General features: G+C 58.3%; 17 protein-coding genes. 7 read left to right on the top strand and 10 right to left on the bottom strand.

Translation table 11 applies throughout. The features are described 5' to 3' along the window. Positions 1 to 6 precede the first annotated feature (6 nt). Complete coding sequence (gene ligA / locus BKN05_RS07990) at positions 7 to 2,076, bottom strand: NAD-dependent DNA ligase LigA (RefSeq protein ID WP_396334663.1); 2,070 nt, start codon at positions 2,074 to 2,076, stop codon at positions 7 to 9. A gap of 45 nt (positions 2,077 to 2,121) precedes the next feature. Here ligA and BKN05_RS07995 point away from each other — a divergent pair, with 45 nt between their 5' ends. The 4 genes from BKN05_RS07995 (at position 2,122) to BKN05_RS08010 (ending at position 5,785) form a co-directional block, all read left to right on the top strand. Beyond that, the gene (locus BKN05_RS07995; RefSeq protein ID WP_286688379.1) at positions 2,122 to 2,793 is read left to right on the top strand and encodes a 3'-5' exonuclease; all 672 of its coding nucleotides are present in this window, start codon (positions 2,122 to 2,124) and stop codon (positions 2,791 to 2,793) included. Positions 2,794 to 2,833: 40 nt separating this feature from the next. Beyond that, entirely contained in the window at positions 2,834 to 3,331 is a 498-nt protein-coding gene (locus tag BKN05_RS08000) for an ArsR/SmtB family transcription factor (protein WP_049377146.1), read from the top strand. Beyond that, a complete protein-coding gene (locus tag BKN05_RS08005; RefSeq protein WP_239272934.1) occupies positions 3,331 to 4,323 on the top strand; it encodes a serine hydrolase domain-containing protein in 993 nt (330 codons plus the stop codon). The genes BKN05_RS08000 and BKN05_RS08005 overlap by 1 nt, the downstream gene beginning before the upstream one ends. A 340-nt stretch (positions 4,324 to 4,663) precedes the next feature. Next, entirely contained in the window at positions 4,664 to 5,785 is a 1,122-nt protein-coding gene (locus BKN05_RS08010) for an ATP-binding protein (protein ID WP_286688380.1), read from the top strand. On the opposite strand, the gene BKN05_RS08015 is transcribed toward BKN05_RS08010, so the two are convergent. Next, a complete protein-coding gene (locus BKN05_RS08015) occupies positions 5,782 to 6,696 on the bottom strand; it encodes a uroporphyrinogen decarboxylase/cobalamine-independent methonine synthase family protein (RefSeq protein ID WP_286688381.1) in 915 nt (304 codons plus the stop codon). The two genes, BKN05_RS08010 and BKN05_RS08015, sit on opposite strands and share 4 nt — an antisense overlap. Before the next feature lie 77 nt (positions 6,697 to 6,773). On the opposite strand from BKN05_RS08015, the gene BKN05_RS08020 reads away from it, so the two are divergent. Then, positions 6,774 to 7,142 carry a PH domain-containing protein gene (locus tag BKN05_RS08020; protein ID WP_086588761.1) on the top strand — a complete coding sequence of 123 codons (369 nt, stop codon included), beginning with the start codon at positions 6,774 to 6,776 and terminating at the stop codon, positions 7,140 to 7,142. On the opposite strand, the gene mnmA is transcribed toward BKN05_RS08020, so the two are convergent. Beyond that, positions 7,135 to 8,220 carry a tRNA 2-thiouridine(34) synthase MnmA gene (gene mnmA, locus BKN05_RS08025; protein WP_049378397.1) on the bottom strand — a complete coding sequence of 362 codons (1,086 nt, stop codon included), beginning with the start codon at positions 8,218 to 8,220 and terminating at the stop codon, positions 7,135 to 7,137. The genes BKN05_RS08020 and mnmA overlap by 8 nt on opposite strands. Positions 8,221 to 8,314: 94 nt before the next feature. Here mnmA and BKN05_RS08030 point away from each other — a divergent pair, with 94 nt between their 5' ends. Then, positions 8,315 to 9,151 (top strand): spermidine synthase, encoded by an 837-nt coding sequence (locus tag BKN05_RS08030; RefSeq protein ID WP_286688382.1) that lies wholly within the window; start codon positions 8,315 to 8,317, stop codon positions 9,149 to 9,151. Here BKN05_RS08030 and BKN05_RS08035 read toward each other — a convergent pair. After that, entirely contained in the window at positions 9,132 to 10,292 is a 1,161-nt protein-coding gene (locus BKN05_RS08035; RefSeq protein ID WP_239272927.1) for a glycoside hydrolase family 25 protein, read from the bottom strand. The two genes, BKN05_RS08030 and BKN05_RS08035, sit on opposite strands and share 20 nt — an antisense overlap. Positions 10,293 to 10,501: 209 nt before the next feature. Here BKN05_RS08035 and BKN05_RS08040 point away from each other — a divergent pair, with 209 nt between their 5' ends. Next, a complete protein-coding gene (locus BKN05_RS08040; RefSeq protein ID WP_286688383.1) occupies positions 10,502 to 11,671 on the top strand; it encodes an HNH endonuclease signature motif containing protein in 1,170 nt (389 codons plus the stop codon). On the opposite strand, the gene BKN05_RS08045 is transcribed toward BKN05_RS08040, so the two are convergent. The 6 genes from BKN05_RS08045 to BKN05_RS08070 are packed head-to-tail and all read right to left on the bottom strand — an operon-like array spanning position 11,668 to position 17,315. Then, positions 11,668 to 12,783, bottom strand: a complete 1,116-nt coding sequence (locus BKN05_RS08045; RefSeq protein ID WP_286688384.1) for a cysteine desulfurase family protein — start codon at positions 12,781 to 12,783, stop codon at positions 11,668 to 11,670. The genes BKN05_RS08040 and BKN05_RS08045 overlap by 4 nt on opposite strands. After that, positions 12,783 to 13,724: an electron transfer flavoprotein subunit alpha/FixB family protein gene (locus BKN05_RS08050; RefSeq protein WP_284786679.1), complete on the bottom strand. Its 942-nt coding sequence runs from the start codon at positions 13,722 to 13,724 to the stop codon at positions 12,783 to 12,785. The genes BKN05_RS08045 and BKN05_RS08050 overlap by 1 nt, the downstream gene beginning before the upstream one ends. A gap of 8 nt (positions 13,725 to 13,732) precedes the next feature. Further along, positions 13,733 to 14,515 carry an electron transfer flavoprotein subunit beta/FixA family protein gene (locus BKN05_RS08055; RefSeq protein WP_049378391.1) on the bottom strand — a complete coding sequence of 261 codons (783 nt, stop codon included), beginning with the start codon at positions 14,513 to 14,515 and terminating at the stop codon, positions 13,733 to 13,735. 24 nt (positions 14,516 to 14,539) lie between these two features. Beyond that, positions 14,540 to 15,673, bottom strand: coding sequence for a THUMP-like domain-containing protein (locus BKN05_RS08060; protein WP_225747082.1), 1,134 nt, complete (start codon positions 15,671 to 15,673; stop codon positions 14,540 to 14,542). Next, positions 15,670 to 16,497 carry an NUDIX hydrolase gene (locus BKN05_RS08065; protein ID WP_225747083.1) on the bottom strand — a complete coding sequence of 276 codons (828 nt, stop codon included), beginning with the start codon at positions 16,495 to 16,497 and terminating at the stop codon, positions 15,670 to 15,672. Before BKN05_RS08065 ends, BKN05_RS08060 begins: the two co-directional genes overlap by 4 nt. Further along, entirely contained in the window at positions 16,494 to 17,315 is an 822-nt protein-coding gene (locus BKN05_RS08070; protein WP_005327654.1) for an ABC transporter ATP-binding protein, read from the bottom strand. The genes BKN05_RS08065 and BKN05_RS08070 overlap by 4 nt, the downstream gene beginning before the upstream one ends. Between the last annotated feature and the right edge of the window lie 53 nt (positions 17,316 to 17,368).

Below are 17,368 nucleotides of genomic sequence, written 5' to 3' on the forward strand. Positions count from 1 at the left end.
AGCGAATTAGACTTCGCCGGTTTCGAGTAGTTGCTGGAATTGCGCCTCGTTGAGAATTGGGATGTCCAGCTCGCGAGCCTTATCCTCCTTCGAGCCAGCCTTTTCGCCGGCAACTAGGTACGAGGTTTTCTTCGACACCGAACCGGTGGCCTTGCCGCCGCGCGAGACAATAGCTTCTTTCGCGGAATCCCTGGTGAAGTTCTCCAAGCTGCCGGTAACCACAATGGTCAAGCCCTGGAGGGTCTGCTCCTTGTGATCCTCGGCCGCTACCTCCATGGCCACGCCCGCAGCAGCCCATTTGTCCACAATCGTGCGGTGCCAATCCACCTCGAACCAATCGTGGAAGGATTGCGCGATGGTCATGCCGACGCCATCGACCTCTGCAAGCTCCTCTGTCTTCGCAGCGCGCAGCTTGTCCATGGAACCATAGCGGGAAGCAAGCGCTCGAGCCGCAATCGGGCCCACGTGACGTATGGACAGCGAGACCAAGACGCGCCAGAAGTCGCGTCCCTTTACCTCCTCCAGGTTGTTTAGCAAGTTCTGGCCTGCCGTATTGACCTTGACATTGCCCTCCTTCTTAGAGCGCTTGTCTTTGGTGTCCTTCTTTGCGGTATAGACATCTGAGGCCAATAGCTTTTCCGCGGTGAGCTCAAAAAGCTCCGACTCATCAACGAGAATGCCGTTGTCGATCAGATCCATCGCACCCTTCTCGCCCAAAGCCTCAATATCCAACGCCTTGCGGGAAGCCAGATACTCCAGGCGTGCCGAGAGCTGCGCCGGACAGGACTGCGTATTGGGGCAACGCCAATCGGCATCGCCGTCCTTCTGTGGAGCCAATTTCGTGCCGCACGCAGGACAGTTCTCCGGGAAGGTCCACTCATGCTCGCTACCATCGCGCTGCTCGCGCACCGGCCCAAGGACCTCCGGAATAATTTCGCCCGCCTTGCGGATAATGACGGTATCCCCGATGAGCACGCCCTTGCGCTTGACCTCGGATTGGTTGTGCAGGGTTGCCATGGACACCGTGGAACCGGAGACAAAGACCGGCTCCATGATGGCGAAAGGCGTTACTCGCCCAGTACGGCCTACCCCCACCTCAATATTCTTGAGTTTCGTGGTCACTTCTTCCGGCGGATACTTATAGGCAATGGCCCAGCGCGGCGCGCGAGAAGTCGAACCAAGTGCGCGCTGCGAAGCCAAACCATCCACCTTGACCACGAGTCCGTCCATTTCAAAGATGGCGTCGTGGCGGTGCTCTGCCCAATGCGCCACCTCTTCTTGAACCTCTTTGGCCGAGTGCACCTGCTTGGTATACGGGGAAACGGGTAGCCCCCAAGCCGCAATCGCCTTATAGGCATCGTGCTGTGAGCTGGGCGAGAATCCCTCGCGCGCACCCAAGCCGTGGCACACCATTTTCAGGCGGCGTTTTTTCACCTCGGCGGGATCCTTCATGCGAAGTCCACCGGCCGCGGCATTGCGCGGATTAGCAAATTTATCCTTGCCATCAGCCGCGCGTTCCTCATTGATCTCCTCGAAGTCCTCGGGGCGCATGTATACCTCGCCACGGATCTCGATAAGCTCCGGAACTGGGTATTCATCAGTCCCCGTCAGCTCGTGCGGAATATCCTTGATTACGCGTGCATTGGCAGTGATCTCCTCACCCACCGTGCCGTCGCCACGAGTCGCAGCGGTGGTCAAGCGCCCATCACGATAAACCAAATCGATAGACAAACCATCAATCTTCAGCTCAGTGAGATATGTTTGTGCCGGAGTTCTATCCAACCAATCCTGCATCTCGCCAGCGCTAAAAACATTGTCCAAGCTCATCATGCGCTCAAGGTGCTCAATATCTTCGCCGCCGCTCGGGGCAGCACCCACCTGCTGGGTGGGCGAATCAGGCACGGCAAGCTCTGGGTGCTCTTCTTCTAGCGCAAGAAGGCGCTGAAAGAGTGCATCAAAGTCGGCGTCGGGAATAGCCGGCTCACCGTTGTAGTACAGATTGCGGTGGCGGCGCACTTCCTGCGCGAGGTCGTTCCATTCACGGTGCAGATCAACTGGATTAGTCACGCTGCACAAGTGTAGCTATCCCTCGTGTCGGGGCTAGCTACTAAGGTATGAATCATGAATTTCGACGCCTCCCGCATGCTCGCCTTCGACCTTGAGACCACCTCGGCCAACCCTAAACAAGCCCGCATTGTTACCTCTGCCCTAGTCCGCATTGACGGCCGCGATGTGCAAAAAAATGAGCACCTAGCCGATCCCGGAATCGAAATTCCACAAGAAGCGACCAATGTCCATGGAATCACCACGGAAAAGGCCCGCGCAGAGGGCCGCCCCCACGAAGTTGTGCTCAAAGATACGGTCGAGGCAATCAAGGCTGCATGGGAGGATGGTCTGACGCTCATTGTCTATAACGCTGCCTTTGATCTCACGGTCTTGCGCAGCCTCACTGGCGATTTCACGGTAACCGGCCCGGTCTATGACCCCTATGTGATCGACCGCGTCAGCGATAAGTGGCGAAAAGGAAAACGCACCCTTGGCGCAGTGTGCGAACACTACGGCGTCGAGTTGGGCAACGCCCACGAAGCTACTGCCGACGCCCTCGCAGCCGCCCGCGTGGCATGGAAGCAGGTACGCCAGCACTACCCTAACCTGGCTCAGATGGATGAAAACGAGCTCATGGAGTTCCAGGCCGTCAAGTGGTACGAGGACCGCGTTGCGTTCAAGAAATACCTGGAAGGCAAAGGCCGCGATGCTTCGGATGTCTCGACGGCGTGGCCGCTGATTTCTTAAACACGTTGCCAAAGTTCTAGCTTTTTGGAATTCTAGAACTATGGAATCTATAGAATCCCGAGTTTTAGCCCTCGAGGAGCGCGTCGCCAAGCTCGAACAACCCACACCACCCTCGGCAGAAGCTTCCGCTGACGAGTCCACCATGTGGCTTGCGGATGCCCTCGAGCCTTCTGAAGAGCTTCCCGAGGGGTCCGTAATCTTTGGTGGCAACCTCACTATCGGTGAGAATTCCTATATCTACCAATGGCAGCAGCCTACAGAAGCAGTGACACATGGCGACTGGTCCGAGAACCTCGACCGCCTTGCCGCTCTGGCCCACCCGATTCGTAGCGCCATCCTGCGCCGGCTCCTTACCGCACCGGCCAGCGCCACAGAACTTGTCGAAGAAGAAATCGTCACGTCTACCGGTACGGCCTATCACCACCTCAGCGCCCTCACGAGCGCGGGCTGGACTACCAAGGCAGGCGGAAAATACGCAATTCGAGCCGCCCGAGTGGTTCCTCTCCTGACCATCATTACCGCAAGCGAGGCTCACTAATGCGCAAATTAGCCCTCGCCGCCGTCGCAGCCGTGGTATCGGCCACCTTCTTACTCATCGTTGGACCCCAGCGAATCTCGATGGCCGATACCGCAACCGGAGATCCGGAACTCTCTACACACCTACGGGAACACCCGGAAGCTGGTTTCAACAACCTCACAGCCTTCACACTTGATCAGGGAAAGGCCACCTTCGCCGGACTCGGCGCCGATGAGCATACCGAGGTGGAAATCGGCTCTGTAACCAAGATGTTCACCGCAGAAATTGCCCACCAACTAGTAGAAGAGGGAAAAATTCGCCTCGACACCACGATGGGTGAAGTCCTCGAGGTCGGTGACTCACCAGTCTCCGATGTAACAGTTCGTGAGCTACTCGATCACACCTCGGGTTTGCCCAGACAGGCAAAAGCCATGACTTTCTCTTCTGCTGTCTTTAGCATCACCGGTTCAAACCCGTACGCAGGTGTATCCACAGAAGATATCGTGGATTCAGCAACCGAATCAGAGCTTGCAGATCGTGGCACAGAATCCTATTCCAATTTGGGCTACGCACTGCTCGGCCACGCCTTAGAAACCGCCGCCGACACGCCATACGAACAATTGCTCCACGAGAGAATCCTTAAGCCCGCCGGAATGAAAGAAACCTACCTTATGACACCAGGTTCCGTCCCTGACGATGCCCCTCGTGGGCTCACGGCCGCAGGCCGAGAAGCTGAGCCTTGGGAGATGGAAGGATGCCCTGCCGCAGCTGGAGCCGTTCGGTCCACCGCCCAGGACATGGCAGCTTTCACTGCATGGTTTATGGAACATGGCGACACTAGCTATGGATGGCAGAAGAATGATGACGGCAAGAGTTTCTGGCACAACGGCGGTACCTCTGGCTATTCCACAATGCTCGTCATTGACCCGAAGGAAAATCGCGCTGCCTTCGCAAATAATGACTCGCCAGCGGGAACTGAAGGACTCACAGAAGCGCTTTTCGAGAGGATTTAGGAAACCGCAATGCTCCTCACATTAATCCCTGCCGCTATCACTGCGTTCGAACTCTGGTCTGCATGGAAGACCCTAAAGAAGCCAGTTTCTTCCCCTATGCTGGTTATAGACGCAATCTTCACGATCGCCATCATTACGCTTGTCGGCATTGCAATGCCGTGGTACAGAGCAGTAGATTTTGGATGGTGGTACGCATTCGTAGCCGCTGGCTCTCTTCATATCGGTGCCATCGCTTGGCGCCTAGGCTGTCTCCATAGTAAGAAACCTATAAAGTCTCCCAAATCTCCACATTGAGCCGAAAGTCTCCCAAATCTCCGACAAAACGGGTTACACTAGCCGCATGGACAACCCATTCCGCCCGACATTCGGCGCCCCTCCCCTGTTCTGGGTCGGCCGCGGCGTCGTGCTCGATAGTTTCCGCACTGCCCTCGATGGTTCAGCAGGTAATGCCTCCCGTTCCATGGTGCTAAGCGGCGCTAGGGGCATCGGCAAAACGGTCCTTATCAACGAGTTGGAAGATATTGCCGAAGCGCGCGGTTGGGTAACGCTACGCGCCTCTGGGCGCTCCACCATGGTGGAGGAACTGGTCAACACCACGATTCCGAGGCTTCTCGAGCGGCTTTCGCCCAGCGAGAAGAAGAAGGTCAGCCGCATCGGCATCGGCGGCGTAGGATCGATTGGCTTCGACCACCAGAAGGAAGACCGCTTCACCCCCACGTTGAATACTCGCCTACGCGAGCTTTCCTCCGAGCTGAAAGGCACCGGCATCCTCCTCACCATCGACGAGGTTCAAGACGCCGACGTCGAAGAGCTCACCACCATCGCCGTGGCCTACCAAGACTTGGTGCGCGATGAAATCGATATCGCCTTGGTGGCCGCTGGCCTGCCGCAGGGGGTCAACCACTTGCTGGACTTGCCCGGGGTAACCTTCCTGCGCCGGGCCCAAAAATTCGTGCTCGGCCCCTTGTCGCCAGCCAATGCGGAGCAGGCCCTAGAGCACACGGCCTCGGGGTCGGGGCTGGAGTTTAGCCACGAAGCGATTACGGACGCCGCCGCGCTCACCCGCGGCTACCCCTACCTCGTGCAATTGGTCGGCTCACTGGCATGGGAGCGCAGTCGCCGCAACCAAGAAGGCGGCATTTCCCAGCAGACAATCGCCTCTATCGCCCCAGATGCAATATCGATCATGGGCGCGCAGGTGCACCAGCCTGCGACGCTAGCCCTGCCGCCGGCGCAGCGGGAGTTCCTGGAAGCGATGGCCGCAGTCGAAGTCGATGGCATCGCCACCATCGCAGACATCGCGGGCCACATGGACCGCACCGTGCGCTCCTTGTCGGCCACCCGCCAGCGGCTTATCGACGCCGACCTCATCGAACCCACCGCACACGGCAAGCTGCGCTATGTCATTCCCTATATGGGCGAATACTTCACCACCACGGATAGCCGCGGGCGCGTCGATTAAAGATCACCGGCGTCGCGAATGAGGATGCCCGCCACCTCAGCAGCAAAAGAATAGCTGGGCGCGGCCTTTTCCACCGGCCAGGGGAAGATATCAACCTGTTCTGGAATTCGCTCCCGCGACAGGCCCATGCGGTCAAAGTGCTGTGCAATAGAAATAGCCTCCGTGCGAGCATCTTGCCCTGCCACGCCCAATCCGACGCGAGCGCCGCCATCAATCCACTGCCCCAAGCCATCGAGATGCTCGGGCGAGGCCAGACCAACAAAATCGAGCAGCACCGTCTTCGCCGCCACTTCCCATAATGGCTCGCGAAGCCGAAGGTAGTCCGCGCCAAACTCCGCCAGTGTCGCATTGACCTGGTCCGCGGGAAAAGCCCTGATCGTATCAAAATCGGTGGTGCCTGGAAGGGCTCCCGAAAGGACGTCGGCAAGCAGCGGCTCGTCCAGCTGCACAAGAACCTCTGCCCCAAAACGCTGTGCCACCTGCGCCTTGTGGTTCCGGATTCCGGCCAATAGTGCACCACACAGGTCCCGGAAAGCACCCGAATCAGTAATCGCGCGGTGCCCGTTTCCTAGCTCCACAGCGGCCGCCAAACTCCACGGGCCTACCGCTTGAATCTTGATACGGGAAACTGACTCGCCCCACACCTCCTGAATCTCGTCCAGGTCGCGGCTCATCTGGTCAACAATCCGGTGCGAAATGAGCTGTGGCCGATCACTGAGCACCCACGAGCGCGGTCCGCGGTCAATGGAGACTGCTTCCAACAAGCTCGCTGTGCGCCCAATGGCCCCAGCATAAATCCCGCGGTCCGGTAACTGCGGAAGGTGCGGGAGACCACCCGTCTCACCCATCACGATGTCTGCCGCCTCACTCATGGAGTATCCCGGCATAGGGCCTAAGCCAAAAGCGTCCATATTCACCTCGGCGCTAGTATTATTTCTCAAAATTATCCATCCGATACGCGACGTATCACTTCGAAAGGAACCTTACTATGGGCGTGGAAAAATACTCCGGCTGGACCTTCTACAACGAGTGCGAAATTCCCCAGGACATTTCCACTGTTTTGGCCGAACAGGAATATCCCGTCTGCGCTTTCAAGACAGTCCGCGATGCCGCCGTATTTACCAATAGGCGCCTCATCATCCGCGACGCGCAAGGCCTTACAGGCAAAAAGGTAGAGATGTACTCCCTGCCCTATTCCTCCATTAACATGTGGTCCACGGAAAACGCGGGAAAGCTCCTTGACTTCAATGCTGAGCTGCAGCTGTGGACTAGGGCTGGCGAATTCAAAATCAACATTGGCCCCAATATCGATGTCCGAGCGCTAGATCGGCTCATTGCCAACTGCGTACTTAATTAGTTCCACAGATGGTGCCGGAGCCGATGACGATGTCTCCCAGCTCATCCGGCGAAGGCAGGTACAGCACCGCCGCTTGGCCGCGGGCGACACCAGATAGCGGCTCCTTGAGTTCGAGGTGCATTTCGTCCGCCTCGCGGTCAACGTGGGCGGTACATGGCACCACGGAGCCGTGTGCGCGCACCTGAACCTCGCACTCGAAATCCCCATCCATGCCTGGGTGGAGGTACTTCAGGCGATCGGCCTGAATCGAGGTTACGGCCAAGTCCTCGCGGGCGCCGACGGTAACCGTGCCGGTAGCAGCATCAATATCGGTGACGTAGCGGGGGCGGCCGTCGGCAGCCGGCGCCTTGATGTCCAGGCCCTTGCGCTGGCCGATGGTGTAGTTCCACGCGCCATCGTGCTCCTTAAGCTCCGTGCCCTCTTGATCCACGATCATGCCGGGGCGCAATCCAATACGGGCGCCCAGAAACGCCTGTGTATTGCCGTCGGGAATGAAGCAAATGTCATAGGAATCCGGCTTTTTCGCGGTGGAAAATCCGTGCGCAGCAGCCTCTTCGCGGATTTGCGGCTTAGGAGTATCGCCGATGGGGAAAAAGCAGTGCTCCAACTCCTCGGCCGAAATCACGCCGAGCACATAAGACTGGTCCTTATTCTCGTCCAAGGAGCGGCGCATATAGCCGTCTTCGTCGATAGTGGCATAGTGGCCCGTCGCAACCGCATCGAAGCCAAGCGCCATGCCCTTTTGCAGCAGCGCTCGGAACTTAATCTTCTCGTTGCAGCGAAGGCAGGGATTGGGGGTCTCGCCGCGGGCGTAGGAATCCACGAAGTCCGTAATGACCTCTTCTTTGAATTCCTCCGAAAAGTCCCAGACATAAAAGGGAATGCCCAGCTTATCGCAGATGCGGCGGGCGTCGGCCGAATCCTCCAATGAGCAGCAACCGCGGGCCTTCTCCCTGGTCTGCTGCGCGTCTTTGTGCAGCGCGAGGTGAACGCCAATTACCTCGTGGCCGGCTTCTACTGCACGGGCGGCGGCAACCGATGAGTCCACGCCGCCGGACATGGCAACCAATACTCGCATTGTGCTCCCCATTTCACCTTGACTACAGGCCCGAAAGTCTACTCCCTAGCCCCAACGCGGTTTAAATCGAATCCATTCCCTAAGCTTGTGTGACATGGGCAGAAAGCGAGCTTCCACCGATCCGGGAATTACCGGCACCTACGATATTTCTACCGGCACAGCCGAGGTTGTGCCGGATGAGTTTCGCGACCGCGCCTATATTCTCAACGTTAATGGCGTGCCGAGCAGCCACATTGTGCTCGGTGAGCCGGAGGAGCTGGAGTTTGAGTACATGCGCTGGATTGCGGCGGCGGTTGAGCACCTCAATACTCGGCCAGCGAATAAGCTCCGCGTGACCCACCTAGGCGGCGCGGGATGCTCCCTTCCGCGCTATTTTGCCAGCAAGCTTCCGGGCAGCCGCCACACGGTGGTCGAACTCGACGCCAAGTTGGGCGAGTTGGTGCGTACGCTTTTCGACGTCCCCCGTTCCCCCACCGTCAAAATCCGTGCCGGCGAGGCCCGCCAAGAAACTGAGGGGTTCCTGCCGTCCAGCCGCGACATCATCATCCGCGATGTCTTTGCTGGCGACAAGACACCAGCCAACCTCACCACCGTGGAGTTCTTTCAGGCTGCAAAGCAGTCGCTGGCGCCGGGTGGCCTCTACGTAGCCAACTGCGGCGACCATTCCGATCTACAGCTGGCAAAGAGCGAGCTGGCGGGCCTCGATCGAGTTTTTGACCACCTCGCCGTCATCGCGGACCCACCGATGCTCAAGGGTCGGCGCTACGGGAACATCATCCTGGTGGCCTCAGATACAGAAATGCCAGCCGAGGGCTCCGTCGAAGCCGCCCAGCTGGCAAAGGCACTCTTAGGCGGGGCAGTGCCCGCCCATTATAAAGACGAGACTTGGACCCGCGCGTTTTTTACTGGTGCTACTGCAGTACGCGATTAAGCAGCGTAGCTACTTTCCCCGCGTCAAAATCGGGTACGTCAGCGCCGGCGTTTTTGGCGGCATTCTTAGCTTCCGATACCTCCGACTCGGAGACGTTGCCTGACTTAACGTTGTTCACGTGACCGGCATTGTCCAGCAGGATAGCTAGGTCGCTGACGGAGAAGTTGCCCTTGGCCATATCTCCCAGGTCCTCCACTGGAAGGGCATCCTTGTCTTGCAGAGTCTTTACGAAGCCGGCCAAGCCCTCCGCCGCTTGGGGATCGAGGCCGGACTTTTCGGCGGCGTCGGCAAGCTGCGGAATCGCAATCAGCCCCGCCGCCAAGGCCAAAATAGCACCGATGAGCGGCGTACTATCGGAACTCAAATCAAGCCCATCACTCACAACCAGCTGCTCGAGCGCGCCGCCCACGTCTACGTAGTTGCCGTCGCTGAAGGACTGCAGTTGCTGCTTGGAACCATTAAACAGGTTCATGTCGACATCGGTAGAAATGCCTGCTACCTTGCCAGAACCAGAACGCTGCCAGAAAGATAGCTCGTTCCATCCGCCCACCGCTTCAGGCGCTTGATCCTGGTATGCCGCGAGCCACAGTGGCATATCCGAGAACTTCTGGGAGTTATTCATCTGCCCCATCCAGAAGTACTTGTAGGTGTAGATCATGGGCGTGCGACCAGTAAGACGCTTGAGCTCGCTAGTAAATTCTTCAATCCACTGCTCCAGCTGTGCCGCAGACTTTCCTTCCGCCACCTCGATATCAAGTGCAGGAGGCAATGTCTGATCCGGGGCTAGGGCGATCTGCGCGGCAAAATTGGCCGCCTGAGTCTTGGCGTCGCCAGCCGGACGTGCGTAGTGGTATGCACCGGTCTTGAGTCCAGCAGCATTAGCCGCCTGAATATCCTCTACATAGTGGGGGTTTACCCAATCACCGCCCTCGGTAGCCTTCACGAATGCAAAGGACTGACCGTCGGTACGCACCTTTGACCAATCGATAGGTGTACCGCCTGGATGCTGGTGCGCTGCAACGTCAATGCCCTTAGGTGCACCGAGGCTCACCGCCTGGGCGACGGCGGTACCACTTACGGCTAGCGCAGCCACGGTGACCACCGCAGTAATGCTCTTTCGGAGTGCCTTCTTTGATGTCATGCGCGTGAGTCTAGCAACGCCTTCACTCCTGTCACATCTTTAACACGCGCCACTTGAAATAATTTTCTTTACCTCCATTTCACCCCCTCTTGGAATACATCCTTTTAGAACATATCTTTGCCCACACCCCTTGCAAAGGGGCAGGGCACGCCTTAAAATATTCACCATGAAGTTAAGTACACATGTTCTACAAATCGGGGGATTTCATCTTGGACGCCTACTACATAGTCAATGACCCCAACGATCCGCTTGCAGTTAAAGCCACAGAAATCAGAAAACAAGATTACCTATTCTGGAATGAGGTGAAGCCAGACCTAGAAGAAGATTTCGACATATCTTGCCACACACTTTCCACCCGCACGGGCTTAAGCGAGCGGCGCACGCGAGACATAACAATGGCCCTTTATCGACTCGCAGAGCTACCACTGACAAAGGCGCTCCAGGAAACCTATTACTTCCTGGATTTCTCTCGTCTTATTACTATCGACGCCGTGCTTAGCAAGCTGGGCGACATCCCGACCGAAATTCTCGAGCGGATAGACCAAGAGCTTGCGCGTTACCTGACCCCCACGAAGCCCGGCCAGGTACTGCCTTCGAATACCAATTTGCGGCGAAAGCTAAATGGCCTCATCGCTGTGGAGGACCCACACCCCAATGAAGATAAGGAGCCTGATGCAGGGAACGACTCCTATTTCACCTACCACAGTTTCGGCGGGAAGGCTGGGCTAGCAGTGGAGTTCGATGAAGCTACCATGCTAGCCATCAATGAACACGTTAGTAAGGCAGCCGAAGAGCATAACCTCACGAAAGCTGAAGTCCTAGCCAAGTTGATTCTGGGCGAAATTGAGTCGCGGGCAAAAGTGGTTCTTCATATGTACCGAGCCCACGACCAGGAGGCTGCTCCCGCATTTATCCGGGGATTCGGATGGGTAAGCCCTGAGACCGCTGACAGTCTGCGTCCCACCCAGACGCGGGATATGGACCTTGCAAAAAGGATGGAGAGCGAAAGCTACGTTACTCCCCCGCTCGTTGGCGCCTACGTGGAAGGCCGCGATGGCGTGTGCCGCTGGCCAAGTTGTAATCGCCCCGCAGAGAACTGCCAAAAGGACCACCGGATTGACCATGCACAGGGAGGGAAAACGGCGGGGAGCAACTTGGCATCACTCTGCCAGCATCACCACAACATCAAAACCGATGGTGGTGCCTTCTACATCATGGATCCGCATACTGGAGACATAGTATGGCTCTTTGACGATGGCCGCTGGGAATATGATGAGCCCCAAGGACCGTTAGCGCCCAAGAACAAGAACTGGGCGCTTACGGTAGGCCAAGCTATCGCCGCCCGGCGATCTGCGGCGAAAGAAAGGAATGATAGCTAGACGGAACGGGCTCGTGAAATAACCTCCGGAAGATGAGCCAAGACGTAGTCAACATCCTCTTCCGAAGTAAGCCTGCCGAGAGTAAAACGCAGGGAACCGATTCCTTCCGCCTCACTTACGCCCATTGCCTCGAGGACATGAGACATGCGGTTTACGCCAGCGCTGCAAGCACTGCCGGAAGAGGCCTCGATCTGCAAGGAATCCAGCAGCATGATGAGGCTATCGCCATCAGCACCGGGAAATGAGACGTGCAGATGGGAAGGCAAGCACGGCTCGGCAGAGTTGACCACTACGTCGTCGATGGTGGCGAAAATTCCGTCGCGCAGCTTATTGCGGAGAGCAGTAATTCGCTCACCCTGGGCGGTGATTTCGGAGACGGATTCCTCCAATGCCGCAGCTAGACCGGAAGCGCCCGCCACGTCCACGGTGCCAGGGCGGATGCCCCGTTCTTGGCCACCGCCGTAGGCAATCGGCTGGGGCGCAGGATTGCGCTTGGCCAAAAGCAAACCGATGCCGCGGGGGCCGCCGAACTTGTGGGCGCTGGCGGCGAGGCTGGTGATCCCTAGATCAGAAAAATTGATGGGAACTTTGCCCACGGCCTGCACCGCATCCACGTGCACGGGTGTGCCTGTCGCATTCGCACGTGTGGCTATCTCTTCGATGGGCTGAATGGCGCCGGTTTCGTTGTTGGCCCACATGCAGGTAGCGACGTCGGCAAGCGTGTCTAGGGCCGACAGATCTGCAATGTGCCCGGAACGGTCGACGGGGAGGATATCGACAGCTGCTCCGGTTGTCTCCAGCTTAGAGACGGTATCGCGCACGGCCGGGTGCTCAATATCGGTAGAAATAATGCGGTTTGTTTGCCCAGCCGCGTAGAGACCCTGAATGGCGATATTGTCCGCCTCGGTGCCAGAAGAGGTAAAGATGACTTCGATGGGCTCGCAGCCGAGAAGCGAAGCCACCTTTTCACGGGCATCATCCAGCACGGACCGAGCCTTGCGGCCAGAACCATACTGCGCGCCGGAGTTGAGGGAGCCGGCCGCCGCCACCCACGCGTCAATCGCGCTCTGGCGCATCGGCTGGGTAGCGGCATAGTCAAAGTAGTGCGGCATTACTGGCGCGCCTTCAGTTCCTCGGTCAGGGCTGGTGCGATTTCATGCAGATCGCCTACGACGCCGAGATCAGCGATCTGGAAGAACGGCTCATCTTGGTCTTGGTTGACCACCACAATGGTGCCGGAAGTCTGCATGCCAGAGGTGTGCTGGATAGCGCCAGAGATACCCAAGCCGATGTAGAGGTCGGGCGAGACGGTAACACCGGTCTGGCCGATCTGATAGGCGGCGTCATAAAAGCCTTCATCGACGGCGTCGCGGGTGGCGCCGACTGCGGCCCCGAGGGCGTCGGCAAGCGGCTCGACAACGGCGCCGAACTCGTCGCCCACGCCACGGCCGCCGGCGACGACTGCCTTGGCCTCGGTAATTTCTGGGCGTGCGGACTTCTGTGCCGGGGTAAAGGAAGTTACCTTGACGTCTTTGCCCGTGGCGGCCGGCAACGGCATCGGCGCCGGCTGCGCCTCCACTTGCTGTGGTGCAGCCTCAACCGCACCCGGTCGAAGGGTGTAGATCGGGCACTGGCCAGCGGCGGTAGAGGTGGTCTCATAGGAACCACCGAAAATGCTCATCTGGGCGGAGCCATCGGCGGCGATGCCACTAACATTGACCAGTGCGCCAGAGGCGAGGCGAGCTGCAAGTCGGCCGGCGATCTCGTTATTGGCCGGAGTTGCGGCCAGCACAATGGGCGCCGGGTTCGCAGCGCCAAGCGCATGCAGGGCATCAACCTCCGGGGTAAGGAAACGCTGTTCATAATCCTCGGCGGTTGCCTGAACTACCTGTGCGGCACCGAGGGCGGCAAGGTCGGCATCGAACTTATCGGCCTGCTTGCCGACGACCACTGCGGACACCGTACCCAATTCCCGCGCGGCCGTAATCAGCTCGCCGGTAACGGGAAGGAGGTTGTCCGCGTCGTGCTCAACGAGTACGTAAACGTGCGACATATCTACTCCTAAATCAAGTTCTTTGCGGACAGGAAGTCAGCGATCTTCTTCGCTGCATCTTGCGGGTTGGGCTCCGAAATAACTTCGCCGGCGGTGCGCGGTGGGCGCTTCTCAGCGGCCGACACGGAGGTTGTCGGCGCGATGGCCTCGATGCCCAGATCAGCCAGGGTGAAGGTGGTGATTTCCGCCTTCTTAGCTGCCATAAGACCCTTAAAGTTGGGGAATCGTGGCTTGTCGCTCTTATCGTTCACCGTAACGATCGCTGGCAGCGGCGCCTCGAGTTCCCAGGTGCCGCGCGCATCATCGCGGGTGCCCTGCAGAGTGCCGTCAGCTAGCTCTACCTTGTGCAGGCCGGTAAGGGCCGGCAGCTGGCGGTATTCGGCGAGCAGGCCGGCAAGCAGGCCGGTGGAGGCGTCGGAAGCTTCGGTGCCGGCGGTGATCAGCTGGACGTCGTCAAGCTGATTGAGCGCAGCATTGAGGGTCCAAGCGGTCGAGAGCGCGTCCGCTCCGGCCAAGGAATCATCGGAGACGAGCACGGCATCGTCGGCGCCCATAGCCAAAGCCTTACGCAGTGCCTCGTCGGCCTGGGCCGGCCCCATCGTCAGTGCTACGACTTTGTAGCCCGCATCGGGGTTATCGTCGCGCAGTCGCAGGGCTTGTTCCACGGAGTACTCATTAACCTCATCAATGACGTTATCCACGGAGGTGCGATCCAGGGTGTGGTCATCATTCAAAGACTTGGTAGACCACGTATCCGGCACGTGTTTGACCAGAGCCACGATAGTTGGCATTGGGCACTCACCTTTCCGATATATTTATGTTGCGTAATTATCCTCGGACGATGATACTCGGGGTTGACACAGCAAGGCGATTCCCTGTGAGCCAATTCGCGTAATGATGACCGCAAAAGGCCTCGTCCCCTTCAGCTTCATCTTCTTCCGCAGCTGGTCAGGGTCCACTTCTACCCCGCGTACAAGGATTTCTAAGCTTCCTGCGTCATAGGATTTAAGTACGGATTTTAATCTCTTTAGGGGTACTTTTTCTATGAATGGAAATCCCGAAGTCCCCTCCGGGATCCTCTCTCCTGTCAGGTATGCGGTGCGCGGATCGATTTGATGCAGCCCTTCCCTGGCCGCGTAGTGCTGGACCAATCCCGCTCGAACGATGGCCCCATCTGGGTCGATGAGGTAACTGCCAATGTCTCCAGCATCGGGTAGGTTATCTGCGTGGTCGTCGAGGACATCCAGCTTGTTTCCTCGAATCATTACCGCTCTTCGGCCGCTGCCAAGGCCTGGGGTATAAAGGCAGGCTTCTTTTACCCCGCCGTCGACGCTCGCGACGGTGACGAGGCCGTCCCACTCGCTAAAATCAAGGCCAGGAGCGCACTTGATGGCCAGTTCCTTGTCGCGATGCTTATCGACGACCTCCGGGAGCGGTGGCATCAAATCCTCCGGCCGCGTGATTCGCCTGCCACCGGCGCGGCGGGCCGGGTCTGCAAGGAGAACATCGGCGGTGGTAGTAGTCGTCAGCGCATCCGCACGGAAAATCTTGGCGGAAGAGAGGTTATGCCTCGCCATTCTTACCCGTGATCCATCCAGGTCTGAGCCAATGTAGTCGAGCGGAGAATTATAGCCTTCGGTGCCGATGGAACAGGTGACGTCGTGGACGCCGCGCACCCCCTGCTCGGCGAGGAATTTCGTCCGATACGCCGCCACTTCGATGGGGGTTGCTTGCTGGGCAGAGTCTGCGTCCATAAGCCAATCGTGCGGGAGCTTTCCGGAACTGCGGGCGGTTACCAACTCCATGACCGCGCGGCCATACTCACCGAACTTAGCTTTGAGGATTTCGGTGTCTTTGAGCCGAGAAGCCTTGGTTAAGGGGAGGTCAAGGTGTGCTATTTCCTCTTGATGTTCGGCAAGGAAGTCGACTTCTGCGGGGGTATAACTCATATTCGGTCTAAAGGGGTGGTGGAAAAGAATTCGCGGTAGCGGGGATCTTCGCGTGGATCCCCAATGACGGGGCGCAGGTCCGAAAAGGATGCGTCCTCTAGGACCTCCTGTACGGAGGAATACTTGCTCAGCCTTTGCATCTGTGCCCACGTGGGGATGACAAGGCGCACCAGCCCGGCGCGCCAGCCGTCCAGGATGAGCTGCGGGGAGAACCATCCGGCATCGTCTGCTTCATCGGTATCCCCATCGGGTTCTTGGCCGGAGGGCAACACCCCAACGAAGAAGAAGGTGTCGAACCAATGGCTTTTCCCCTTTCCTACCCAGCGCGCCCAAGGAAGGAGCATATCGGCGTCGACGCGCATTCCGTTATTGCTGAGGAATTCGGTAAAGGAAATGGTGTGGTTTTCTAGTAGTTTTCGCTCTTGGTGATAGCGCCGCGCATTGGAGACAATGCCGTCCTCGCGGATGGCGAAAAGGGTGCCGGCCTCTTCGAAGAGCTCGCGGGCAGCGGCGAAAACAAGGGCGTGGGCCTTGTACTTGGTCACCCCCATCCGGCGCGCCATGGAGATGACAGACTTTCCGGCCCACAGCTCGCCCGAGTCCCAGGAACGCGGCGGAAAGTCACGTGGGTCTACACCGCCGCCCGGAAATACTGAATGCCCCGGGTAGTTGTGCATGGTGTGGGCGCGCTCTTGTACCCACACTTCAAGACCATCAGCGCCGTCCCGCAGGAGCAGGACGGTTGCCGCCAAGCGCCCACCGTGGAAGCCGGTGGTATCGCTGGCGTCAATGGCATCGAGACGGTCATGAAAAGGATTGGTCATAGAGAAGCTCGTCGGGCGAAGTATCGCTGTCCAATGCGGTCCACCTGAATGGGCTGGTGGAAAGCGCGAGTCAGATTTTCGGACGTGAGGACGGAATTAATCAGTCCTTTTGCCACAACTTTACCCTCATCCAATAGCATGGCGTGGGTGAAGCCATAGGGGATCTCCTCCACGTGGTGGGTGATCATGACTATCGCTGGGGCATCGGGGTCCATGGCTAAATTGCCAAGATATCCCACGAGGTCTTCGCGGCCTCCCAGGTCCATTCCTGCGGACGGCTCATCGAGGATGAGCAACTCCGGGTTAGACATGAGTGCGCGAGCGAGGACGACGCGCTTCTTTTCTCCCTCAGACAGGGTTCCCCAGGTGCGCTCTTTGAGGTGGGTGGCCCCAACTTGGGCCAAAATGTCATCCGCGCGGGAGAAATCCATGTCCTGGTATTCTTCCCGCCAGCGGCCCAGCACAGCGTAACCTGCGGAGACAACTAGATCGTCTACTCGCTCAGTGTCCGGGATGCGCGATTGCACCGCCGCGGAAGAGATGCCTATAAGTGCACGCAGATCGCGCATGTCGGTTTTGCCGATTTGCTCCCCCATCAAAAAGGCGGTGCCTTTCGAGGGGAACTCTTCGGCCGCGGCCATGCGCACCAGCGAGGTCTTGCCCGCGCCATTGGGGCCAATAATGACCCAGCGCTCATCAAGCTCTACTTGCCAGTCCACGGGTCCGACGAGGGTCTTGCCGCCGCGGCGCAGCTCGACGCCGCGGAAATCTACGAGCCAATCTTGATCAGTGGGAGTTACGTCGTTCACGCCTTCCATTGTGACTGATTTGTTCTTTGCCCGGTGAAATTGACACAGCTGCATTAGTCTTA

The sequence above is a fragment of the Corynebacterium sp. S5S1 genome, from assembly GCF_001913985.1.
In the GTDB taxonomy this organism is placed as follows: domain Bacteria; phylum Actinomycetota; class Actinomycetes; order Mycobacteriales; family Mycobacteriaceae; genus Corynebacterium; species Corynebacterium marquesiae.